The sequence below is a fragment of the Sphingobium sp. SA916 genome, from assembly GCF_002894065.1.
Classification (GTDB): Bacteria; Pseudomonadota; Alphaproteobacteria; order Sphingomonadales; family Sphingomonadaceae; genus Sphingobium; species Sphingobium fuliginis.
Map to the genome: position 1 here is coordinate 52,739 of NZ_LXYF01000014.1, position 23,408 is coordinate 76,146.

The 23,408-nt window shown below is 61.8% G+C and carries 22 protein-coding genes; 7 read left to right on the forward strand and 15 right to left on the reverse strand.

Features of this window, described 5'->3' with window-relative positions:
• Positions 1-29 precede the first annotated feature (29 nt).
• From A8G00_RS03605 to A8G00_RS24700, 7 genes are all read right to left on the reverse strand, one after another.
• Positions 30-1,286 carry a TraB/VirB10 family protein gene (locus A8G00_RS03605; protein WP_253257911.1) on the reverse strand — a complete coding sequence of 419 codons (1,257 nt, stop codon included), beginning with the start codon at positions 1,284-1,286 and terminating at the stop codon, positions 30-32.
• A 44-nt stretch (positions 1,287-1,330) separates the two neighbouring features.
• Complete coding sequence (locus A8G00_RS03610; RefSeq protein ID WP_103000038.1) at positions 1,331-2,098, reverse strand: type-F conjugative transfer system secretin TraK; 768 nt, start codon at positions 2,096-2,098, stop codon at positions 1,331-1,333.
• Positions 2,085-2,717 carry a TraE/TraK family type IV conjugative transfer system protein gene (locus tag A8G00_RS03615; RefSeq protein ID WP_103000039.1) on the reverse strand — a complete coding sequence of 211 codons (633 nt, stop codon included), beginning with the start codon at positions 2,715-2,717 and terminating at the stop codon, positions 2,085-2,087. Before A8G00_RS03615 ends, A8G00_RS03610 begins: the two co-directional genes overlap by 14 nt.
• Positions 2,718-2,722: 5 nt before the next feature.
• Entirely contained in the window at positions 2,723-2,989 is a 267-nt protein-coding gene (locus A8G00_RS03620; RefSeq protein ID WP_103000040.1) for a hypothetical protein, read from the reverse strand.
• A 116-nt stretch (positions 2,990-3,105) separates the two neighbouring features.
• Positions 3,106-3,423, reverse strand: coding sequence for a hypothetical protein (locus A8G00_RS03625; RefSeq protein WP_103000041.1), 318 nt, complete (start codon positions 3,421-3,423; stop codon positions 3,106-3,108).
• 190 nt (positions 3,424-3,613) lie between these two features.
• Complete coding sequence (locus A8G00_RS03630) at positions 3,614-4,372, reverse strand: DsbC family protein (protein WP_103000042.1); 759 nt, start codon at positions 4,370-4,372, stop codon at positions 3,614-3,616.
• Complete coding sequence (locus tag A8G00_RS24700; protein WP_216365590.1) at positions 4,356-4,745, reverse strand: hypothetical protein; 390 nt, start codon at positions 4,743-4,745, stop codon at positions 4,356-4,358. Before A8G00_RS24700 ends, A8G00_RS03630 begins: the two co-directional genes overlap by 17 nt.
• Positions 4,746-4,843: 98 nt before the next feature.
• Here A8G00_RS24700 and A8G00_RS03640 point away from each other — a divergent pair, with 98 nt between their 5' ends.
• The 6 genes from A8G00_RS03640 (at position 4,844) to A8G00_RS03665 (ending at position 9,418) form a co-directional block, all read left to right on the forward strand.
• On the forward strand, positions 4,844-5,410 hold the full coding sequence (locus tag A8G00_RS03640) for a hypothetical protein (RefSeq protein WP_103000044.1): 567 nt from the start codon (positions 4,844-4,846) through the stop codon (positions 5,408-5,410).
• Between the two features lie 149 nt (positions 5,411-5,559).
• The gene (locus tag A8G00_RS03645; protein WP_146032552.1) at positions 5,560-5,979 is read left to right on the forward strand and encodes a helix-turn-helix domain-containing protein; all 420 of its coding nucleotides are present in this window, start codon (positions 5,560-5,562) and stop codon (positions 5,977-5,979) included.
• Positions 5,979-6,599: a GntR family transcriptional regulator gene (locus A8G00_RS03650; RefSeq protein WP_103000045.1), complete on the forward strand. Its 621-nt coding sequence runs from the start codon at positions 5,979-5,981 to the stop codon at positions 6,597-6,599. Before A8G00_RS03645 ends, A8G00_RS03650 begins: the two co-directional genes overlap by 1 nt.
• A gap of 193 nt (positions 6,600-6,792) precedes the next feature.
• Positions 6,793-6,927 carry a benenodin family lasso peptide gene (locus A8G00_RS03655; RefSeq protein WP_216365591.1) on the forward strand — a complete coding sequence of 45 codons (135 nt, stop codon included), beginning with the start codon at positions 6,793-6,795 and terminating at the stop codon, positions 6,925-6,927.
• A 53-nt stretch (positions 6,928-6,980) separates the two neighbouring features.
• Entirely contained in the window at positions 6,981-7,646 is a 666-nt protein-coding gene (locus A8G00_RS03660) for a lasso peptide biosynthesis B2 protein (RefSeq protein WP_103000047.1), read from the forward strand.
• Positions 7,646-9,418 carry an asparagine synthetase B family protein gene (locus A8G00_RS03665; protein WP_103000048.1) on the forward strand — a complete coding sequence of 591 codons (1,773 nt, stop codon included), beginning with the start codon at positions 7,646-7,648 and terminating at the stop codon, positions 9,416-9,418. The genes A8G00_RS03660 and A8G00_RS03665 overlap by 1 nt, the downstream gene beginning before the upstream one ends.
• A gap of 2 nt (positions 9,419-9,420) precedes the next feature.
• Here the strand turns inward: A8G00_RS03665 and A8G00_RS03670 are convergent, their stop codons facing one another.
• The 5 genes from A8G00_RS03670 to A8G00_RS03690 form a co-directional block, all read right to left on the reverse strand.
• Entirely contained in the window at positions 9,421-11,595 is a 2,175-nt protein-coding gene (locus tag A8G00_RS03670) for an Atxe2 family lasso peptide isopeptidase (protein ID WP_172451747.1), read from the reverse strand.
• A 5-nt stretch (positions 11,596-11,600) separates the two neighbouring features.
• A complete protein-coding gene (locus A8G00_RS03675) occupies positions 11,601-14,207 on the reverse strand; it encodes a TonB-dependent receptor (RefSeq protein WP_103000050.1) in 2,607 nt (868 codons plus the stop codon).
• Between the two features lie 106 nt (positions 14,208-14,313).
• Positions 14,314-15,294, reverse strand: coding sequence for a FecR family protein (locus tag A8G00_RS03680; RefSeq protein ID WP_253257902.1), 981 nt, complete (start codon positions 15,292-15,294; stop codon positions 14,314-14,316).
• Positions 15,295-15,364: 70 nt separating this feature from the next.
• On the reverse strand, positions 15,365-15,916 hold the full coding sequence (locus tag A8G00_RS03685; RefSeq protein ID WP_103000052.1) for an RNA polymerase sigma factor: 552 nt from the start codon (positions 15,914-15,916) through the stop codon (positions 15,365-15,367).
• Between the two features lie 239 nt (positions 15,917-16,155).
• Entirely contained in the window at positions 16,156-16,725 is a 570-nt protein-coding gene (locus tag A8G00_RS03690; protein WP_146032553.1) for a MarR family winged helix-turn-helix transcriptional regulator, read from the reverse strand.
• A 292-nt stretch (positions 16,726-17,017) separates the two neighbouring features.
• Between A8G00_RS03690 and A8G00_RS03695 the strand changes: the two genes are divergently transcribed.
• Complete coding sequence (locus A8G00_RS03695) at positions 17,018-17,446, forward strand: hypothetical protein (protein ID WP_146032554.1); 429 nt, start codon at positions 17,018-17,020, stop codon at positions 17,444-17,446.
• A gap of 122 nt (positions 17,447-17,568) precedes the next feature.
• Here A8G00_RS03695 and A8G00_RS03700 read toward each other — a convergent pair whose 3' ends face one another.
• The 3 genes from A8G00_RS03700 to A8G00_RS03710 are packed head-to-tail and all read right to left on the reverse strand — an operon-like array spanning position 17,569 to position 23,343.
• The gene (locus A8G00_RS03700) at positions 17,569-20,832 is read right to left on the reverse strand and encodes an error-prone DNA polymerase (RefSeq protein WP_103000055.1); all 3,264 of its coding nucleotides are present in this window, start codon (positions 20,830-20,832) and stop codon (positions 17,569-17,571) included.
• Positions 20,832-22,649, reverse strand: a complete 1,818-nt coding sequence (locus A8G00_RS03705; protein ID WP_103000056.1) for a DUF6504 family protein — start codon at positions 22,647-22,649, stop codon at positions 20,832-20,834. The genes A8G00_RS03700 and A8G00_RS03705 overlap by 1 nt, the downstream gene beginning before the upstream one ends.
• A complete protein-coding gene (locus A8G00_RS03710; RefSeq protein ID WP_103000057.1) occupies positions 22,567-23,343 on the reverse strand; it encodes an ImuA family protein in 777 nt (258 codons plus the stop codon). Before A8G00_RS03710 ends, A8G00_RS03705 begins: the two co-directional genes overlap by 83 nt.
• Positions 23,344-23,408: the final 65 nt, after the last annotated feature.

Consider the following 23,408-nt stretch of genomic DNA (forward strand, 5'->3'; position numbering starts at 1 on the left):
GTTTCCTGTGATGGGCTGGCGGGAGAGCATCAGAATTTGGCCCCGACCGACGGCTTGATTTCGAGGGCGAGACCCTCCTGGATGACCACGACCACATCCTTGGCGGCACCGACCTCGACGACCGGACCGGCCTGGCGGGCGAGGTCGAGATAGAAATCGGTGAGCTTGTCGGAGGATTTTGAAAGGCCGCCCGCCACGCCGGATTTGACCGCGTCGGCAGCATCCAGCGATCGGATGCTGCCAAGCGCCGAGGTCGAGAGACTGCCGAACGAGCCTTCGACCGACTGGGAAATCCCGGCAATGGTGCCGGCGATGAAGGAGCGGGCGAGCGTGGCGCCGGCGCGAGTCACGACCTTGCCCGACAGGCCCTTTTTGCCGTCGGCATCGACAAAGAAGCCTTTGATCGCCTGATCGACGACGGCATGCTCGTCGAAATCCACGCAGGAGATGGAGACGAGCTGGACCTCGACCCGTTCTTTGGCGAGGCTTCCCGTCGCATTGCCGATAACGAAGCAGCCGGCGAGGTTGGCCTTGACGTCATTGGGCAGCACTGCCGGTGCCTGCACCCGGGCGATGATCGGCTCAGGGTTGGTCGTGGCGTCCCGGCTCGCCAGCGCGTCGATCCCGGTCAGGAGACGCGCCTTCATGAAACCAGGCGGCAAATATATCGTCCGATTGGCTTTTTTTGACCGCGCCCCGCCGGCCGCGCCTCCCTCGGCGGCGGCTGTCACCGCGGCGCCGATCGCGCCGACCTGGCGTTCCGTCGGCGGAGCGGGAGGGGCCGCGGGTGCCGGCGCGACAGGTGGCGGGGGTATCTCGCCGGCTGCCGTCTGGGCTTCGGGCGGCGCGGGCGGATAGGCCGGGACCTCGTCGGGAAGCGCCGGGGGCAGACCGTCTCCGCCAGCCTGGGGCAGCGAGTCGGTGCCCGTTCCGCCATGCGGGACAACCTTTCCCTCTTCGATCGCGGTGACGCGATCGCCCAGGAGATTCTGGCCGTCGAGGATCTTCTGCAGATCCCCTTTCAGCTTGACCTCCAGACTGTCCCCGCGAAGGCCCGCGCCCATGTCGAGCTTGGAGGCTTCGGGGGCCTTGGCAACCTCCTTGTCGCCGCTCGAACTCGCCGTATAGAGTCCGAGGCCCAGCAGCCCGACAGTGGATACGACCGCCAGCTGCTTCGCGCGCAGCTTCTGGTCCGATGTCAGCCGCGACCATTGGGCGCGTAGATCGAGCAAAGCCGGGCGATATTCGGGTGCCTCGTCAGGCTGCGCGCCGTGAGGTGGTTCCATCGGAGGGGCAGCGGGCTGGCCAGCCTCGCCGGAGTGGGATGCGGTCATGGCTGAATGCTCCTGCGCACGATGATCAGCCGTGCCGTCTCGCTTGGCCCCACCGTCAGGCGATCGAGAGTCACGGCGAAGATGTCGGCGCCGAGGCTGCGGTTGAGGAAGAGGCGCTCATCAAGAGGTGAGGCGGTCTCGCTGCTGACCAGATATTCGCTGATCGAGAGGCCGGCGCCGTCAATCTCCAGTCGGCGCCGTTCCCGCACGATGAGACCGGGCGCGTCGGTGATCGGCACGGCCTCCCGTGACGGGGCGACTTCGATGAAGGATCCCGGCACGCGGTCCTGCAGGATCGCCAGCGCAATGCCGACCGCGCGTTCTTCTTCGACGAGCGGCCCCAGCAACGCCTCATTGGCTTTGGCGCGCTGTGGTGCGCCCGGGACGAGCGAGACCGTCTGCGCGGGGATGTCGGAGGGGTCGGCGTAAAGCGGATAGATGGCGCCGTTGCAGGAGACGAAGAATTCCGAAGGCGCCGTCACATAGTTGCGCGTCTTTGCGCCTTGGTCCTCGATCTCCTGTACCAGGAACTTGATCCAGGCGTCGGAGCCGCCCCGCTCGACCGCGAGGCCCTTTTCGGCGGAGAATTTGACATCCTCGATATCGCCGCCGACGCACACGACATGATTGACGTCGCGATTGGAAAGCCGAATGCGGCTTGTCTGTTCCGGCAGCGCGGTGACCGACTGTCCGAGCGCGGGGGTCGCGATCGAGAGCATCGCCGCGGCGCCGAGGCGCCAGGCGCGAATGTCAGATATCGGCATTGAAACTCTCCTCCTGGAGCGCGGTCAGCCAGAAGCGGCCATTTTCCAGCGCGTATCGAATGCGCAGATTGCCCCTGAACTTGCGGATGACCCCGCCGATGACGCGCACCTTCTCGACGGGAACGACGATCTCGGAGCCGGTGTAGGTCACGGGCTGATCGCTGCGAATATAGGTGGCGATCGACAGGGTCGGGTTGTTGCCCAGCTCATCAAGGAGCCGGCTGAGGCTATCGCGCAGCGCATTATAGGCGCTGGGATGCACGATGCTGAGCAGCTCTTGGAACTGGCGATCGGCCGAATAGGCGGAATAGGTGCCGGCCAGGCTCACAATGTTGAAGGTGATGGTCCGCAAATAGGTCGGCGACGGCTTGTTGCCGGTGACATAGAGGTCGCCGCCCGCGCCGAAGGGGACAATGACGGTTCGCTGGTTCTGGTTCGAGGTGTAGAGGACCGTGCCGAGAATGGCGGTGATGCCGAACATGCCGCCGATCGCGACCTTGAGCAGCCGGTTCTCCTCGAAGAGGTTGGCCGACCCCTGCAGGTAGCGGTGGAGGTGCCAGCTCGGCCTTGTGTCGCCGATCATGTCCCCGTCGGATTTGCGTCGGAAGATGGAGGGCATCGGCGCTACTCGAAAAAGCGGGTCTGGGTCGGACCCGGATAATGAGGGAAGCGGACGAGGCCCCAGCGCCAGGCGAGGTGCTGGATGAACCCTCTCGGTTTGCTGCGCTTCCAGGGAATGAAAAGGAGAAGAGCGCCGATGAACGCCCATCCGATGATCCCGCCGACGATGACCGCGACGAAGATCGTGCTCATCACCATGATGAACTCCTGACTGTCGAACCAGAGGATTTGGACCGGCCGATGCAGGAACTGGGGCAGACGTTCATCCAACGCTCTTCTCCCTTGCTCCATCACGTATTCGCGTGATGTTCAGAGGGTGACCATCACCCTCCTTCCTGGTTTGCGTCACCGGCGCGCGGGGATGCCGGCGCCGGTGACGCCGAAGTTCAGATGACCATGCCGAAGGTCTGGAGGATCGAATCCGCCTTGATGAGGCAGACCGCCGCCACGATCGTCGGGATGCCGATCATGATGTTCGAGAACAGGCGCGAGACGCCGAACAAAAAGGCCGCGACGCCGCCGACGAAACCCAGCGGGCCCTTGACGCCCTGGTTTACGACGATGTCGTAAATGTCGTAACCGAGATCGCCGGCGGCTGGCGCCTGGAAGGCGTGGGCGATCCCGGTCGCGGCGATCGCGGCCAGGAGGAAAAGGACAGCCGCGTCGATCGTGCGGAACGTCCTTCCCCGGAGCATTGTCATCATGTGCAGTCTCCTTCGTGTGTGGAGCCATCCGATGCTTGCCGGCGGCGACTTTTCAGGATCGTCCCGGCCGACGGGCGTGCTGGACGGCTCGGATGGCGCGTCCGCCGGCATTCGATATCGGGCGCGTTCGCCGCGCTCGGTTGCGGCACCCCAGCTTTCAAAACTTGGGTTCCCGCGCCGTAGACGCCGATCAGGAGGGAGGGCGCTTGTTTGCGCCATCGAGGTAGGCCTCCAGCTCAGCTTGCTGGAAGCCGGACACCAGCTTGCCATCGACGATGAGCGTTGGCGTGCCGGAGACGCCTAACTTGCGCACCGCTTGTGCATCGCGCGCGATCTTCTTCGCGCCCGTGTCGCATTTTCTCAAAGTGACGAGTTTCGCGCCTTCATAGATGGCCTTGAAGGTCGCCTCCCTGTCGGGCGAGCAGAGAATATGCTCGGCCTTCGCGGCTGCCTCGGGATGGATGCCGCTGACGAAATAGATGAGCCGCTGAACCGGCTTTCCTTCCGCCGCCTTGGCTTTCCAGAAGCGATCGAGCGCCCTGCAATAGGGGCAATCGGGATCGGTGAACTCGATGACCTTGGGCGCACCCGCTGGGCCGATCACCAGCGCGTCGGCGGGATCGATGGCGGCGAGGCGCTTGCGAGCGCCCGCATCCTGGGCAAGCGCGGTGAGATTGGTGCCGTTCCTGTCATAGACCGCGGCGAACAGCAGATGCTCGCTTTCCGGCGCGAAATATATGACGCGCCCGCCGGCCAGAGCCTGGTAGATCGGCCCCTTGACGGGGGACGGGCCGAAATCCTCGAACTGGAGGTTCGTGAAGCTTTGCCGCAGCTGTTGCTCCGCCTGCGCGGCGGCGCTGGCGAGAGGATCAACTTTCGGGGTCTGCGCCATCGCTGGAATGGCCACGCAGGCCAGCGACGTGGCGAGCAATTTACTGGCCCAGCGCATGGTCGCCTCCAGTGAGGATGGGGCGCGACCGACGAAGCAGTCGGCTGTCGAGCTTGATGGTTCGCCCAACGCCGATCGCCGGTGCGATCACGACGTCGCTGGATGCCTTCTGGATGACGAAGCCGGCGCTGCCCTGGATGATGACATGGGATGCCGGGGCCCTGTTCGTATAGGCGGGCGCCGCGTTCCCTGCAGTCCGCGCCAACAAGGGGGGACTGGCGATGAGCGGCAGGACTGCCGCTGCAACCACAAAACTGGTATTTGGTAAGCGCATGGCATGCGTCTCCCGTGGCGCCCGATCGCGCAATGGATGAAAACTGGACTGTGACGGATTGATCGTCGTCAGCTGACCTGAGCAGGTGGCTGCGATCAATCGCTCCGTGACAATGGCATGACGTGCCCGCTCGGGCGCCGCAAGGGGCAGGGCACTGAAGTGCCGAACCGGCGAAAGAAAGCGCAAACGTCCCAAAAATGGCGCTCGCCGCCTCGGTTGGTCAAAATGGGCCGATGTTGAAAGAATTCGGCACTTTAATGCCGCTATTGCGTCCACAATCCAAGGAAAACGGCTTCGCCAGGCCCAATGGTGAAGTCTTGAGCCACCCAGGGCAGGGAGATAGCAAGATGAGTCGCGCCACGCGCAGCTTTAAGCTCAAACTTTCGCAGGCCGGTATCGACACGTTGATCGAGACCCACTGTCATCTGATTCGCACGACCCGTGCATTGATCGCCTGGGGGACCACGCTTCACGTCGCGGTCGATCATCTCGGCACCATTCCGGCCGCCCGGATATTGGCGCTCCTCGCAAGCCTGGATGTGAGCCACTATAGCGGGCAGCAGGAGCATCATGTCGGAGCCCCGCATCGTCTCTGGTCTGTCGCGACAGGGATCGTGGAGCGTCTCAGACAGGCCGCGCCCGAGCGCTCGCCCCCGACGCTCGGCACAATCTATATTCTCGCGCTCCATGAGCTGTCGAGAGCTGCACAACCGGCGATATTGGAAGCCTATGTTCGGTCCCAGTCTCTGGACGGTCCGGCCTGATCGAGGCCAGAGTGAATAAATACAGTGGGATATGGTCACGCGATCCCGACAATTTGACCGATGTTCTGTTTGACAGTGGTGGTATGCACACCTAGCACTTGATTTCGCTAGGGCCTTGGCGGGCGGATCCTCCATAAAGGAGATACGGTATGTCGCATGAAGAAGCGACTTCCGTTGCTGAATTCCCGCTATTGTATATCAAGCTACAATCAGGACGGAGAATTGAGGAAGCACGGAAGAAAAGACGGATAACGCAAAGCCAGCTTGCGCGAGAACTTGGTATGGGTGTGCGCTGGCTGCGTGAGATCGAATCTGGAAACCCCAGGTCACGACTGGATGACCATCTCCTCTGTGCCTATCGGCTGGAGCTGTCCACCGGACACATCCTTATCCCGCTCCTGTTCGCGGGGCAGAAGATGAGCTTTCCCCGGCAACTTGCCACAGGTGATATGGGCGAAATCGAGCGCCTGTGCATCGAAATGATTTCGAGGCGGAACCTCGACCATCTGACCCGCGCGCTGACGCCGGCCTGGCAGTCACCGCCCGGTGATACAGGAGAAAAATTCTGATGGCGGCAGCAATGCCTTATGTGCAGGAGCGCATCTATACTGCGCTGAAAGCCGATTATATAGCCGGTATCTTCACGCCGGGCCGCAGGCTGGACATCCAGGAGATTGCCGATCGGCATTCCGCGAGCAAGACCCCTGTTCGCGAAGCCGCCTGCATCCTGGTCGGACAAGGCATTTTCGTTCACCATTCGGAAAGCGGCTTCATGGTCCCGGACATGGCGCCGGCTATCATCGCCGATCAGCTCGCTTGGCATATGCAGATGCTGATCGCCATCGTGTCCGGGCTCAAATCTTCGGCGCTTCATTCGACCTTGCTTCGATTTGAAGGTGCTGTTGGAGCGCTGGGGCCAGTCGGCATCGCCCAGCTCACAGCAGAAATCTTCAAATCTATCGCCGCCGCGACGTCCAATCCGCGGACGTTGGACGATATTTGCCTCATGAACGAGCGCCTTCACTATGCGCGCATCGCGGAGGTGACCAGCGTGCCGGCAGCGCTCGTGGAACTTCGAACGCTGGTGAAGGCAGACGTTACGGACCTTCAGAAGAACATGCGGAGACGGCTTGAATCCTATCATCTGCGGAGAATTCGCCGTCTGGATGCAGGGCATGGAGGTCAGTGACAATCTGGAGGTTTCAATAATATTGATAAATATCAATTAGATGTGTCTGCCGGGCTCATAGCTTGAGCGCTTAGTCCGGTAGTGCAGGATATTTCACGCCACAGTGTCTGGAAATATCTGGGAAATTCTCCGCGTCCTCCGGCCTATTGTACGCAGGCCGCCAATCTTCGCGGCTGATGTGAAGGAGTGTGTGATGCAGAATATCGAAACCCATGAGGAAGACCTCATCGACCTGGGCGTTGCCACCGAGGAAACCAAGGGCGGCATCTTTGGCGTCCTTGACCTCCAGCAGTCGCTAGAGATCACCGGCGGAATCTCCGACGATTGATCAATCAGGGCGCACGATCTTCCGATCGTGCGCCTATTTGCCGAGAATTTGCCATGCATGTACAGTTGCGGAATGGATTACATTTCTGCAAGTGCGCCGAGAGGTTCATCTTTCTCGATGTGCATACCGATCGCTATTTTGCCCTTTCTGGACAAGTCGATCTGGCTTTCCGAGCGTGGATCGCGGGCGAAGTGTCCACTGAAGAACCAAGCGAACACCTGAATATCTTGATAAGGACCGGACTACTCGTGCCAGCGCCGGGCGAAGCCAAAATAGGTGAAGGCTCTTCGCTTGAGCCTGCAAAACGGGATTTTTACGCGCGAGTGGTTGGGCGCGTGGGCGTTACCGGCGCCAAGGCCTTTTTGCTCCGATATAGGGCTCGCAGAAACATGCGAACGCAGTCCTTTAGGGCCGTTCTCCGGGACGTCAGCGATCGCAAGGCGGCACTGACGTCGATCACGAACGACGCGGTGGGAGAAATCTCACTTGCTTGCAAGGCCTTCGGTTCAACGAGTTGGGTGTTCCGGGCAAGAGACCAGTGCGTGCCGGAGTCGATTGCGTTTCATCGGCTCTGCCTCGATCGGGGCGTCCCGGCGACCCTCTTCATCGGTGTCAAGGTCAATCCTTTCGCTGCGCACTGCTGGGTTCAGCATGGCGATGTTGTGATCAACGACAGGATGGAGCGCATACGCCAGTTCACGCCCATATTGGAGATTTGATGGCACATCGATACCTGATCCTCATTCCCCGGGGAAGCCGGAATGAATTGGCCATCGGCGCGATCGCAGCGCGGACTGGGCTGACCCATCATAGCGCTATGGGGTCAGTCCATGTGCTGACCAACCAGGCTGGATCGGTGCTGCAATTTTCCGCGGGCTTGGTCATCGGTACTCTTTTCCATCGCCACGGTGTGGGACCGGCGCTGTCCGAGCTTGAAGCAACGGATGCAGCAGCGATCGGACACAATGTTGTCGAGACGCTCGCCACGCGCTACTGGGGGTCCTATATCGCCCTGTGGAACGGTGGCGGTCGAACCTCTATCCTCCGCGATCCTTCCGGCAGCACGCCATGCTATTATAGCCAGAGCCCGCACGCGATTGGCCTTGCATCGGATGCTGAACTGCTGATGGACGCAGGCATCGCCAAACCGTCAATTGACTGGGGCGGCGTCGCCAGGACACTCTATGCCAGAGACCTCCCGCTTAGCGAAACGGGATTGGAAGGCGTCATGGAACTGCTTGCCGGTCGCATCGCCACGATCGCCGAGGATGAGGTGGCAACCAGCGCATTCTGGTCTCCATGGGACTTTGTGACCCATGATTTGAAAATCAGCCCCGAGAAGCAAGCCGAGCGCCTGGGCCGTGTTGTCCATAATTGCACGCGCAGTTGGGGCGCGACGCACAGCAAAGCGGTGCTCGCGGTTTCCGGGGGGCTCGATTCCTCTATCGTAGCGACCTGCCTGAAGGGCGCGCTGGATATGGAATGCTTCACGATTTCGACCGTCGAGCCGAGGGGCAATGAGGAACCCTTCGCCCGGGCGCTTTGCGATGAACTTGGGCTCGACCTGACGGCCATGACCTATCAACTGACTGATGCAAATATAGGCATCTCAACCTTTGCGCATTTACCCAGGCCCGGGGGGCGTACCCATGGCCTCGCCTATGATGCGCCGCTCATTCGGTTGATCGAGGAGAAGGGGGCGGATGCATTCTACACGGGCAGCGGCGGGGACAATGTCTTTCATTCCAGCCATTCCGCCCGTCCGCTTGTCGACCAGTATCTGGCAACGGGACTTCATGGTGATCTGATCTCAACCTGGCGCGACATTTCTGCCCTCACCGGTGCGAGCGCATGGGAAGTGCTTCGTCACGCTTTGCGTGTGCCGCGACGCGGTGGCCCGAAATATCGTTGGAAGTTCGATCCTGAATTTCTTTCGCGCGAGGCGCTCGACATTGTTGAAGAGCGGCCCCCATCTCACCCCTGGCTCGACTCTCCGGTCAGGGCGTTGCCGGGGAAGGCTGCACATGTCGGTATGGTATTGCGGGCTCAGCATTATCTTCACGGCTATGATCGGCGGCTTCCCTTCACGCCCGTCGCGCCCTTGCTGTCTCAGCCCGTAATCGAACTGTGTTTGTCGATTCCAAGCTGGTATGTCTGTCGGGGCGGCGTGGACCGGTCAATTGCGCGCGCCGCCTTCTTCGACCGGCTGCCCCCCTTGATCCGTGATCGCAGGGTCAAAGGCGGGCCAGACAGCTTTGCCATTGAACTTCTCCAGGCTAATCTCCCGGCTGTCAGGGAGCGCTTGCTGGATGGCCAACTGGCGGCGCGACGGATCATTGATCGCGCCGCCGTGGAACGGGCTCTCCAGCCATCTAGGCTCGCAACCCGGTTAGAATATGTCCGCCTGCTCCTGCTGCTCGATACCGAAGCCTGGATCGACGCATGGCAATCACGCGTCGGAAAACCAGCAGCGCGGAAGGTAATGGGATGAGGTCAGCCACCTTCGGCTTCGAGAGTAGAATGTGTCCGAGACATGGCGCCACTGGCTCTGTCTTGCCGGTCACGGAGTTTCTCCCAAAATTGAGCTTCCGCCAGTCGCCGACCGCCATCAGGAAGCTCGCGCTTGAGCCAGAAGTTGAACCAATCGAGAGATCGCTCATAAACGGCCAGACGATGCGCTGGCTGCCATTTGATATGGTGTTCGTCCGGGAAAACGAACATGTCGACGGGCATGTCAGCCTGTCGGAGAGCTGTGTAACCCTGAAGGGTCGAAAGATATTCGTCGTCCGGGCTGTTGAGCAAAAGGGGAAAGCGCATCTTGCGCGGATTTTGGGCCAATGAAACCTTAGACCAGAGGGCCCGGTTATCGTCGATGAATTTTGGCCACCCTATCCGGTTCAACATGGCAGCGGTTTCGGGGCCGAATATGGCGTCTTGGGAGGTATCCCAGCAGCAGGATGCGACTGCGCCTGCGGTAAACAGGTCGCTGTGGAGTGCAGCAAACTGGACTGTTGACGAGCCATCGCTCAGACCCGTGATGCCAATATGTTTTTGATTGACCATGCCCCTTTGGATGAGGTCTTTCAGGGCGACTTCGATCGATGACAAAATGCTTCGGCGCTCGGTAAAGCCGACAAAATTCTTGGCGTTGACTTCGTCGGCAGTCTTCGCGCTTCCATCATACCCGACCGAACGTGGCTTGTTCACGCTCAAGACCGCATATCCGGCGTTGGCATAGAGCTGGATAGGGAATTCATCCCCGGTGCCGCCTCGCAAAAAGCCCCTCGAAATATATTGCACGACGATAGTAGGATAGGCACGACCGGGCTGATAGTTGACCGGATAGACGAGATCGGCGTAGCTCTGGAGCCCTTGCGAATTGAGACTGTTGATACGCTCCACCCTCCCCAGCGACACGTCCGTAAATTCGGGGTTGGGATCGAACACAGTCTCCGCACGCGATCGTTTGAGGTCGATGTGGGCCAGGTGCCGGGGAACCAACGACTGCTCGCGAGCGCAAAGCAGGTCATCCCCAAGAGGCTGACAGTCGACGAGATAATCCTGTGTCTGGTAGAGCCGTTTGACATGGCCGGTCGTCAAATTCCATTCATAGACGCCGGTCAGACTGTTGGCCCAACCTTCGCGACGAAGGAAGCGCACCGATTTGCCAGCTTGGGGCTTCCAGACCGGTCCAATGGCGTTGGCGCAACTGTCGACCAGGCAATGCATGACGCTCCCGTTCCGCGCTCGCGTCGCCGGTCGGGTATCAGGAGGAAGTCCGGTCGATCCCATCGTCGAGAGCCAGGCGTCGGGAGAACCGGGCTCCCTTAAAACAGTTTCGTCTTCGCGCGGGGAGCGGGGGGCGGGTGCATCGAGCGCCGCGCGCTCCGCCTCATTCGCGGGACGGGTGTTCCCGCTGGCGAGGTCGAACGTTGTGAACGCGAATGGCAAACCGCCTTTCGGGATCGGACGATCGCTGAGGACAGGTGAATAACGGTCGTCATAATGATAGCCGGTGCGGCCTTCCGCATCGATCGCGGCTCTCGCCTGGATCAGGGCCGGTCGGCTCGAGTAGACCAGGCTCGTTCCGTCGGCCAGCAACAGGAACGCTTCGACATCGATCGGACTGTTTGTAAGGGCATGGCTACCGCTTCCGTCAGCACGGGCCATCCAAACCTGCGTTGGGCCGTTTTCGCGCTTGAGAAACAGGATGGACTTGCCATCGCTCGACCATTGTGGCGTGATTGGAAGAGGAACTCCAGACGGCATGCCGCTCTTGCCGAAGCCATCGAGCGTAGCCCGGATCAAGTTTCCACCCACGTCGATAGCCCGGGGTGTAGCTCCTGCCTGCAATGGAACTACGAACATGCCGAGGCAATAGCTGTTGGTGTTCACGCTCGCTCGCCGTAGTTGCAATGCTACGGACCGCCCGTCCGGCGAGATGGTGAACAAGCTGCTTTCTGGCAGTTCATTATTGGCTGGACCGATGTCACGCAGGTGGACGAGATCTTCGGCATTCAGCGCCCGGCGATGCTCGTTGGGAATAAGAGAGGAAGGGGGAGCAAGGCTCGCACATTCCGTCGGAGTGGTTTGTTGATCGATCTGTGCTTCCGTCGGAGACAGGGCCATTGACGAGGACGCCAACAATAAGGCGATGTTGATCGGCATGGTGATTACCATTTCTTCGAAAGGGTGAGGCTGACAGCACGGCCGGTGGCCGGGTAGTTGGTCGAATCGAAGCCTGGATCGACGCTGCTGGCGCTGCGAATGGAGGAGGGTCCGCGATCGAAGAGATTCGAGACGGACAAACTCGTCTGCACGTCCTTGAGCGCCCCGGACGGCGCGCTGCTGCGCCACTGCGCGACGAGGTCGATCGAGAAAAACGACTTCACGCGGGAGAGGGTGACCAGGCGGTTGTCCCATGTGCCGCCGATAAAGCTTCCAAAAACGGTAAGGCTGAAAGGCTCATGATCCCACGTTCCGCCGCCTTGGGTGCGCCAGTGTGGCGGATTGAATATCGTTCCGGCCTTCTGAATGGGCACCTGCCCGGGGATAAGCTGCAGCTCACTTTTGAGATAGCTGGCCGATCCGCTCAGGTTCAGCTTGTCGTTCGGGCCGAGCTTCATGGTGTAATTCAGCGCAAGGTCAAAACCCTGAGTGGTCTGCGTCGAAATATTCTGCAGCCTGTTGTCGACCAGTGCAGTGACGCTGGTCGGATCATAGGGGCGGCCTGTGAAGTTCTCGAGGCCGAACAGGGCCGAGGAAGTTATAGCATCGATTGCCGCTGGGGACGGCTCGCTCTGGATAAATGCGCCATAGAGCGGATTGGACAACACACCGAAAAGAGAACTCATCGGAGTTCCGACCCGATTCTTATAGTGAATGTGGAAATAGCTACCGCTGATCTTCAGTCCTTCGGCAAATTGCGGCGACACTTCGATCGTCGTAGACCAGGTGGTCGCTCTCTCTGGCTTCAGGTTGTCATTGCCGCCAGCGGCATAGAGGACGCTGCTATTTGCCCCCGCACCGCTTGCGCCGAAAAAGGACGCCGGCAGCAGGAGCGTCTGATAGCCTCTCGATTGATCGTAGAGCGTGGGGGCCTTGAAGGATTTGCCCCAGCTCGCCCGAACCGCAATACTGCGGTCGGGCCGATAGACGATTCCGACTTTGGGTGCCGCAATTTGACCGATCTCATAATGTTTTTCATATCGCAGTGCGCCGGTCAGCAGCAGGGAATAGACAAGTGGGAGGCTATTGCCTTCTCCGAAAATGGGAAGTGCGACTTCTCCGAAGGCGTAGGCAACATCGCGGTGACGATCGAAGGACTGGATCGGCGTGACCGTCGTGCCGGCCGTTAGGGTGCTGTGCGTGTCAAGGCTGACGGATCGATAGCCCGCGCCGAGTGCCAGGCGAAGGTCGCCGCCCGGCAGATGGAATAGGGGACCTTCCGCGAAGCCCTCGATATTTTTTGTGCCGTTTCTGTATCGCACGTCACGATGGCTCGATAGGCTGCCGTTCGTGAATGTATCACCGGGCACCTGGCTGGTGCTGATGCCATAAGTGCCGTTCAATCGGGCTTCCCATCCGCTCACTAAGCGCACCTTCAGCGACGGCGTGATGCTGAAGGCTTCGACATGGGGCCGCGTGATCACGCCGTACATGAAGACGTCCTGGTCGGCGAAACTTGGCAGGAAGAGCGTCGATCGCCGATTATTATATTGCCCATCAAACTCGAATGTTACCGAGTCGCTCAATTCCTGGTGCCCGGAAATGATAGCGCTGATCTGTCGCTGTCGGGGGATAAGAGTTGCTGAGCCGTCCACGGTGTCGGCGAACGAGCGCTGCTCTGCCCTGATGCCCGTCGAATGCCGATAGTCCCCGGTCGCGAGGATGCCGCCTGTCGACCATTTTGTACCGGTGACGGCGCTATATTGCTGCTCGGTCCCGCCGCCCCGTGTCGTCGTTCCGATGCGCGCGGAGGTCCACAGCCCGTCAAAGTCGCGTCTCAGCAGAATGTTGGCGACGCCGGCCACGGCATCGGACCCATAGAGGGCTGACGCTCCGTCTGCGACGATCTCGATCCGGTCGACAGCTGCGAGCGGAATAGCCGATATATCGACGCCTTGGGTTGCGCCATCGTAGGCGACGCGATGACCGTTCACGAGCGTTAAAGTTGCATCGGCCCCCAGTCCTCGCAGATTGAGGGTCGAGGAGGAGTTCAGATTCTCGTTGCGGCCCTGAGCGCCTGCACCGACCACACCGGGGTTTTGTCCGCCGCTGTAGTTTTGCGGTAGGTCGCGCGCATAGGAGCCAAGGTCAGATCGGCCACGACGTGTGATATCGTCCCTCGTAGCGGAAATGACCTGTGAAACAGGCTCCGTGCCGCGGATGCGGGAACCGGTAACGAAGAGTTGCACTACATCCGCCGGATGGCCTTCGGCCACACCCGACGGTTCGGATCGCCCCCGGATCAGGATCACGTCCTTTTGATATTCGGCGAAAAGACCCGAGCCGCGAAGCAGGGCTTTAACGGCATCGTCTGCGTTGAAGCGGCCCTGGAGCCGTGGCGAGCGCTTGCCTGCGACCGCATCTGTATCGATGATGATCTCGCGCCCCGAAAGGCGGCTGACGGCCCGCAGCGCGCTTCCAAGGTCATCCGCGGGGAGGTTATATTCCTGGCTGTTGGCCGCCTGCGCATAGCCGCTCGGCACATGGGTCACTTGCACTGCCGCTGCCGCAAGAAGCAGCTGAAACCTAAGCTTATTCCGCATGATCACCATCACCGTCCCCCGCTCAATTCCCGCCCTTTTGGCGGGACTTCACGGAGAGCATCGCAACAAAATTGCAATCTACGGGGTGGCTTTCCAAAAAAATATTACAGAGGCGCTATTTGCGGCGAAGGACAATCATGTTCGGGGTCTCGTGCTTGGCCTCGAGGTCGAAGAGGGACGCCAGGCGACCGGCCACCTGTTCCGGGCTGTCGACGCGGAAGCGGCCGGAAACCTTGATGTCGCCAATCGAGGGGTCGGCCAGACGAATGGCGGTCAGGGAATCGCGGTTCGTTTCTGTGACGATGGCCGACAGCGGTGCGCCATCAAACTCGCGGATCAGCGAGAAGTCAGGTTGACCGGATCCCGCATCATTGTTTGCCAGCTGCGCTGAGAGACCTTGTTGGACCGGAACCGCAAAGCTCAGTTCGTCTCCGACAGCCAATCGCGTGACAGCCGGAGTGGACGGCGTGTCCGATCGCGGTTGCTGATCCGGGCGTTCGACATCGATGGCGCCGCGCAGCAGGCGGACGACGACGCGGCCGGGCGAAGCCAGGCTGACATCGAAGATCGTGCCGCGCGCCGTCACCCGTCCACCGCCGGCGATCACGGTGAAGGGGCGCCGCTCATGTGCCACATCGAAACGGGCGCTCCCGCGCTCAAGTCGCAGCTCGCGCCGGTCGCCATCGAATTTCGTGCGTAAGATCGTGTCCGGTTCGAGAGCGACCATCGATCCGTCCGCGAGCTTCACGCGGCGCGCGGCGGCGCCGACCGTGGAGAAGGACTGGGCATCGATAGCGGCTACTCGGGAGGGCGCAGACGATGGGGCCTTGTGGACGGGAGCCTGGTTGAAGGCAACCCAGCCTGTCACGCCCAGAGCGAGAACGAGCGCCGCTGCCATCGCCCAGACGCGCCAGGCGGCAGGCACCATGTCCGGGACGTCCGCTGGCTTATCCCTGTTGGCTGCCCTTTCATGCGCGAGGAACCGCCCGACCGCGAAGATTTCTCCAGCGCGATTATAGGCGCCCAGATGCGCCGCGCCCAGCGAGAGCCACCTCTCGAATTCGGGGCGATAGCTTTCGGCGTCGGGGCCGCGCATCCTCGCGAACCACAAGCTCGCTTCTTCCAGAAGCTGGTCCCTGCGCGCGGGGCCCGATGTCATGCCGGGGTCAGACATCGGGCCCGATGGACCTGCTGATGCGCACAATTGCTTGGGCCACATGCCACTCCACAGTCCGTATACTGATGCCAAGCTGCTCGGCGATCTGCCGATAGCCAATCTCTTCAGCGCGGTGGAGCAAATACACTTCCTTGGTCTTGGGCGGAAGACCTTCAATGGCCTCGCGATAGCGTTGTTTCAGATCGCTGATCTCTGCGGCGACGTCGGGCGCTAGCGGTTCCATCGCGTCTCCGATCTGCATGGGCTGGCATCGCTGGATTTTCGCCCAGGCGCGAACCCGGTCCGCGAGAAGATGGCGCACGATGCCCTGGAGATAGGCGCCCGGATTGCTTCGCGCCGCGCCGGATCGCGACGCGACGAGCCGCAGAAATGCCTCCTGTACGAGATCATTGCGATCTTCCTCCGCCCAAATCCTGCGCTTGAGAAATTGGCGCAAGCGTGGCGCTTCCACACGATAGATGCGATCAAAGGTTGTTGTATCGAGGCGTGCTTCGACACTCGAAGCCGCCTCCGCCCGATCCCGATGCCGATGCCGAAACATCGGTCAACGCGCCCGGCCATCCGGGAAGCAGGCAAACGATCGGCAATGAATTTTCGACAACATGACAGGGCCACCAGATGGCGGCAGGGTTCTGTCCAATGCGTGTGCCCAACCCTCATGGATGGGCACCTGTCATGCCTGGTAGGATAATCCTGCAACGGGTCCCAGCCATATTTCCGCGCTGCTGCATAAGGTTGCTACAATTTTTCAAGGCTTGCAAGTCGCCTTCTTGAGGGAGGTTAACCGTTGAGCTGGTCGTGAATTTGGTCGGGGTTCAGGGACTGGGCCGGTTTGACGTGGGCCGGTCTGACGAAGGTCACGAGGTGGTCGAAGTAGCTGTCGAGCGCGATGATCGCTCCGGGCGACAGTTCGACGATCTTTCGGCGTCCGTCCGATGGATCCCGGTAACGCAGCAGCAGTCCTTGCTTCACCATGCGGTGGATGATCCGAAGCGCATTGCGTTCCGAGGCGCTCGAAGCAGCGGTAAGGGCTGTCAAGGAGCGGGGAAGTGGGTCTGCCTGCATATAGAGGTCGAGCAGCATCTCGAACCCCGGGGCGGAGACCAGGTCCTTTCCGAACTGTCTGATCTTGAGTTGCTGCGCCTTGGATGCGAGGTTCGTCATGGCGGTCCGGTCCAGCGGGGTCGTCGACCAATTTGTTTCGTGCTTCATGGTAATGCGCCCATCTTGATAGCGTCGTCGCTTATCCAGTTGACCGTATCCGCGCGCCTTTTTCTGCGGTCGCCGGCAAATATTCCCAATTTCGTCGGCGGGCCGCAAAGAAGGGTTTGCCGATTCATTGGAAGCCAAGTGAATATGTCTTCGACAATTGTTTTTCCTCCAGCTGGCTCAACGACAAATGAGAAATAATATCCGAAAATCCTTTCCAGGAGGCTTCATCAGTCGCTCCATCTCTGGTGCTGATTATGACCACTGTCGTGGCCGCCTCTTGTAAAATCCTGCCCTAAAAATGGGACCGCATTCCTATCCTCATCCATATTGGAGGTGATTAGCGGTGCTCTCGTCAGACGGTGCCGCAGGGCGATCCTGCAAATGTCGGCGCTGCGGCGCAGGCAATTGACGCCCAAAGCTGGAGACGGCAATGGGCCATCCGCTCTCACTATCTGAGGATCTGATGTCCGACGTTGCCTTGCCAAAAGACCTACGCGGGCGACTGATCAATTTGTGGAACGCGCCGGTCGAAAAGCCCAAGGCGCTCATCAGCCTGATTGCACCGGGTCGCGATGCGATCGCGGAATTGCGTCAGGTAGCGGACGAGCTGGGTCTTCAATTAATCGGGGTCCATCTCGATCAGGTGTTCAAGCCCGAGCAGCATATCGCGTTCACCCAGGACAAGCCCCGGCTGGTTGCGATTTCCGGGATCGATCGTCTGACGCCTGGCGAACGGGACGCACTTGCGCGGCTCATCGAGAATGGGCCGAGAACGCTGACAGTCATTCTCTGCCCCGTTGAGGGTGACCAGGCGCACAAGATCTCGCGCGCATGGGAAACCCTGCGCCTGTTGGAATAGGAAGAGGCGAGCAGGGCTGCTCTCCCGGGGACCGCTCGCGAGGAGACGGATGCTGCATCGGGTGCTTCTCGGCGGAAGCCGACCTGAGCATTGCCGCGCTACAAACCAGCGTTCAGTCGTTCTCAATGGAAATCATGGCTTCGAATCGGCATGATTTCGTCCTCGCGCGCCTTGGCGGTGCCGTAGGGCGGCAAGGCCAGGGTTCGACCATGCGGGAAGGCCGGGTCGCGCGGGTCCGGGCCACCGCCGTGGCTTGCCCCATCACCGCGTCCCGGCGTGACCGCAAAGTCCATGCGCCCGATCGACCGCAGCATTTCATCATGGTCTGTGATCCGGTCGCAGATGATATGGATGATCTCGCCTTCCTTCTGCAGGCGGCCGCGCATCGCGATCATGGAGGCGGACATGACCTGTCGCCGGTAGATTTCGAACCGATCGGGCCAGAGGATGCCGTTCGCTACGCCGGTCTCGTCCTCGATGGTCACGAACAGCACGCCTTTGGCCGAACCCGGGCGTTGGCGCACTAGGATGACGCCCGCGACTTCGACATTGCGGCCGTCGCGGATCGATCGAAGATCGGCGCAGCGCACGATCTGCATGTCGTTGAGCTGCGGGCGCAGAAAACTGAGCGGGTGGTTCCGCAGCGATAGTTGGAGCGAGCGGTAGTCCTCGACCACCTCACGCCCTTCGGTCATCGGCCGAAGCGCCACCGACGCCTCCTGACCTTCTGCCGAGAATTTGCCTTCACGCGCATCGGCCGCCGCGAAGAGGGGCAGGGGTGCGTCGCCTAGACCCTTCACTTTCCACAGTCCCTGCCGCCGATCCTGCGCAATGCAGGCAAAAGCATCGGCTTCCGCCAGCCGCTCGATCGCGGCACGGGGCACACCGGCCCGGCGCCAAACTTCTTCGACACTCTCGAAAGGCGCTGGTCCGCGTGCGCCAACAATCGCCGCGCCGTGGAGATTGGCAAGGCCGCGTACCTGCCGAAATCCCAGCCGCACGGCTTTGTACCTTCCACGCGCCGGTTCGACCGTACAGTCCCAATGACTGTGATTGATCGAGACCGGTCGAACCTCGACGCCGTGGTTGCGGGCATCGCGCACGATTTGCGCAGGGGCATAAAAGCCCATGGGCTGGGCATTGAGCAAAGCCGCACAGAACACATCGGGATGATGATGCTTCATCCAGCAAGATGCATAGGCTATCTTGGCGAAGCTGGCGGCATGGCTCTCGGGGAAGCCATAGCTGCCGAACCCCTCGATCTGCTTGAAGGTGCGCTCGGCGAAATCCTTAGGGTAGCCGCGCGCAATCATGCCGTTCACAAGTTTGTCGTAGAAATGGCTTACCCCGCCCGTCAGCTTGAACGTCGCCATGGCGCGGCGCAGCTGGTCGGCCTCGGCGGGCGTGAACCCGGCCCCGACGATCGCGACCTTCATCGCCTGCTCCTGGAACAGCGGCACGCCCAGTGTCTTCTCCAGCACGGCCCTGAGTTCAGGCTTGGGATATTCCGGCTTTTCCTTGCCCTCCCGCCGCCTGAGATAGGGGTGCACCATGTCGCCCTGGATGGGGCCGGGCCGGACGATCGCCACCTCGATCACCAGATCGTAGAATTTGTTGGGCTTGATCCGGGGAAGCATCGACATCTGCGCCCGGCTCTCGATCTGGAAAACGCCGAGCGTGTCGGCGCGCTGGATCATCGCATAGACGTCGGAGTCATCATCCTGGAGGTCGGCCATGCCGACCCTGATCCCCTTATGCTCGTCGAGCAGGTTAAAGGCGCGGTTCATGCAGCCCAGCATGCCGAGGCCAAGCACATCGACCTTCATGAACTTCAGCGCGTCGATATCATCTTTATCCCATTCGATGATCTGCCGGTCTTCCATCCGCGCCGGCTCGATTGGGACCAGATCGTCAAGCCGGTCCTGCGTCAGCACGAAGCCGCCGGGATGCTGGGAGAGGTGGCGTGGCGAGCCGATCAGCTGGCGCGACAGTTCCAGTGTCAGTTTGAGCCGATGATCGTCGGTGTTGAGATTGAGGCTTTCGATCTGTTCGTCGGTGATCCCGTCCATCGACCAGCCCCAGACCAGACCGGTCAGCATCTTGGTCAAATCGCCCGGCAGCCCCAGAGCTTTGCCCACTTCAGCAACCGCGCCACGGGTGCGATAGCGGGTCACCACGGCGGTCAGCGCCGATCGGGTGCGGCCATAGGTTTCATAGATCCACTGGATGATTTCCTCGCGCCGCTCATGTTCGAAATCGACGTCGATATCGGGCGGTTCCTTGCGCTCGCCCGACACGAACCGCTCGAAGAGCAACTCATGCTGGATCGGATCGATCGAGGTGATGCCGAGCATATAGCAGACGCAGCTGTTCGCGGCCGACCCGCGACCCTGGCAGAGAATGCCGCGCCGCCGGCTTTCAGCTACGATCGAATTGACCGTCAGGAAATAGGGAGCGTAACCGAGCTGGTCGATCAAATTTAGCTCATGATCGATTTGTTCGGAGTAAGCCTGCGGGAGACCGGCGGGGAACATCCGGGCCGCAGCCGCTTCCGTGAGCGCCGCGAGCGCCTGCTGCGCCGTGCGTCCCTCCATCACCTGCTCATAGGAATATTGATACTGGATCTCGCCCAGATCGAACCGGCACTGAGCGGCGATATCCGCGCTGGCCTCAATCGCGTCGGGAAAGGCGGCGAACCGCCGCTCCATCTCCTCCGGGCTTTTGAGGTTACGGTCCATATAGCGCTCGCGCTTGAAGCCCAGGCCATCGATCGTGGTCCGTTCGCGAATGGCGGTCATGACATCCTGAAGTGGGCGGGCCTCGGGCGTATGATAGAGAATATCGCCGGTCGCGATGCTGCGAACGCCCGCTGCCCGCGCCATCGAGTCAAGTCCATGTAGGCGTGCCGCATCGTCTGGCCTGCGGCGGAGCGACAGCGCCATATAGGCGCGAGCTCCAAAGACATCGCGCAGTTCGCAGAGGCTGGAGAGGGTCGCATTGCACGCCATGTCCGGCACTAGGATGGCGATAAGGCCCTCGGCATGATGGGCGACGTCGCTCCAGTTGAGCAAACAGCGGCCCTTGCCGCCGCGCGCCTTGCCGACCGAGAGAAGTCGGGTCAGCCGCGACCAGGCTGGACGGTCGGTCGGATAGAGCAACAAAGCGCGGCCATCGGTCAGATCGACCCGCGCGCCCGCAATCATTCGGACGCCGGTCGTCTTTTGCGCGTCCCACCCGCGCACCACGCCCGCGACGCTCCCCCAATCGGCAAGCCCCAGCGCCTCGTGCCCGAGCAGCGCCGCGGCGGAGAAAAGCTGTTCGGGCGAGGATGCGCCGCGCAGAAACGAGAAATGGCTCGTTACCTGAAGCTCGACATAGCGGGTCATCAGCCGAACAGCCCATGCATGTACCAGCTTAGATCCCCGGTCGGCGCATCGACGCCATCGCCCCGGCGGAAAATCCAGAAGCGCTCGCCGCCCGCCGCCTCGACCCGGAAATAGTCTCGGACTGCCCACATTTCGCGGGCATTGCGCCACCACTCGCCATGGATGCGTTCGGGGCCATCGCCCGCAACCACGCGATAATCCGTCCGTCGCCAGGTGAACCGGCGAGGCGGATGATCGGGAAGCAGCGCCACGACGTGGGAGAGAAGCTCAGGCTTTTTGAGCATGCGCACGGGCCGCTTCCAGCCCGGCCAGCCAACCGGCCTAGCGAGCGGCTCCGTCCGGCTGACCGCGCGTTCGGGCACGTCGCTCTCGCGGGAGGACAGACGGAACGGGGCATCGGGCTCGATCCGGCCAGCCAGCTGATCGACCAGCGGCGCGATATCGGGCGGCCGACGGCTGGACCCAAGCCCGGCTTCCAGCGTCTGCGCCCTCAACGCCTCGACTCGCGGCGTCGTGAGCGTCATCGCCTCGATGCCGAGACCCGGATCGATCTTCTCGACCCGCATGACGAGCATCCGTTTGAGATGTCTGGGATCGCGGGTAGCGCGCGCGGTACCGATCGCCACCCGCTGCTCCGAGCCGTCGACAATCAGGCAGCTGAGATGCGCCGATCGCAAGCCCACACCGCGTTCCTGTAGCAGCGTCACCAAATCATCGATCAGATCGCCGATCACCTGGGTGATGGCTTCGGCAGTGCCGATGGGTTCGAGCAATCGTCGCTCCACGCGCGGCGCCTCGAACGGCACGACCGGCACGATCGGTTCCGCCACCATACCGCGCGCCTGGTCTAGCCGCCGGACGGTGGCGAGGCCGAGGCGCTTTGCCAGTGGACCGCGTGGCATAGGATCGAGATCGGCGATGCGATCGAGGCCGAAGCGGGCGGCCGACGCAAGCGCTTCTGGATCGAGGCGCAGAGCGGCCAGCGGCAGATCGGCAATCGCCTGGGTTTCTTCGCCGCGAGGCAACAAGGTGATGGCCTGCCCGCTGTAACGCGCGAGCGCATGGGCAGCGCCCGGCGTCCCGGCAATGGCGATGCTCGCGGTAAAGCCCAGGCGCTCCAGGAAACGAAGCAGACGGCGGCAGAAGCGGGCTTCGCCGCCGAACAAATGGGTCGTGCCGGTGAGATCGAGCCAGAGCCCATCCGTGCCGGAAACGCAGGCGGTGGGCGTCCAGTATCCCACGGCGTGAAGAGCCAGCCGATCGAGCCAGGCCTGGTCGGCTTGAGGATCGGCATCGCGTACCTCCAGGTCGGTTACCAGCGCGCGGGCATGGGCGGCTGCCATGCCGGGGCGCAGGCCAAGTTCAAGCGCGATAGGGCAGGCAGCCGTCACCACATCGCGCTGCCCCGCGCGTTCGATCAGGATCGTGGGCTGTCCCCAGAACGTCGACCATGTGAGTGTGGGCGTGCTTCCCACGCTCTTTCCCCCTTCATCGGCCGGCATGGCCTTGAAGGGATGCTCGGCGGACTCGCTGCGTCGCCCCATTTCGCGCAGGGTGGGGCGCTGATGGGCAGGGAGCGCATCGATCTCGGCCTGGCTCGGTCGGCTCCCAAGCGCGCCATCGCGCGCCCAGCGGGCACCGGGGCGCCAGCCGCCGCCGCGCGGCACGGAACAGGCGCCGGGATCATCGTCGACAGGGGACGCAAAGCGCGGGGCGGCCGGCAGCCCCGTCGGCTCAAGCGGCCTGGCTGGTCGCTCTGTCCGCCGGAGCCGCTCGATTGCGAGCTGCGGCAGGTAGATCGAGGCGACCCGTATCATCGCACGCATCCAGTTCGAGGGAGAAGGGGTTGCCGTTACGCTGGCGGACAAGCTCGACCGACCACCGCGGGCGGCCGACCCCGGGGTGGGGGAGGCGGGCCGACGGCACGCAGCCGATCCGCCAACGGGTCATGGCAGACGAAAGCCCGGTCAAGGGACATCGGTCGCGAACGCGGTGCCTGCGATAGAGCAGCATCGGTGTCTGGCTGTCGGATGCGGCGAGCTGGAGGCGACGAGTTGCGGTCTGGTCCGCCGCCTTCACCTCGGCGATGACGCAGGCCAGCGATCCGTCGCGCAGCGCGTCCTCGGCCATGGCCAGCACCACGCTGTCCTTCTGGCCCTGGGCATAGAAGACCTTGTCGGGCCCAAGCCCGACCTGCTGGAGGCCAGGGGCATAAAGATCGAAGCTGGTCAGCGCCCAGAAGACGGTGAGGCCAGGCTGCGCGGCGAAGCGCGCGGCCACGCCGGCGGCGAACAGGGTGGCAGCGGCATCGTCGCTCAGCGTTGCGGACGCAGCCGCAAACTCATGCAGTCCGGCACCGTTCAATCCATGATCGGCAAGCCGATCGTCCAGCGCGGGAACGTCAAAGGGAAGTGCCGGACCGCTGGCAGCGCGGGCATGGGCCAGCCCGGCGCGAAGCGCGGCAAGCTGATCGGCGCGCAGCCGATCGGGAGAAGGGGACAGCGTGGACATGGGAACATAACGACTCAAATGTTCCCTATATGTTCCGTTCGATGCGCGGTTTCGTCAAGGGCGAT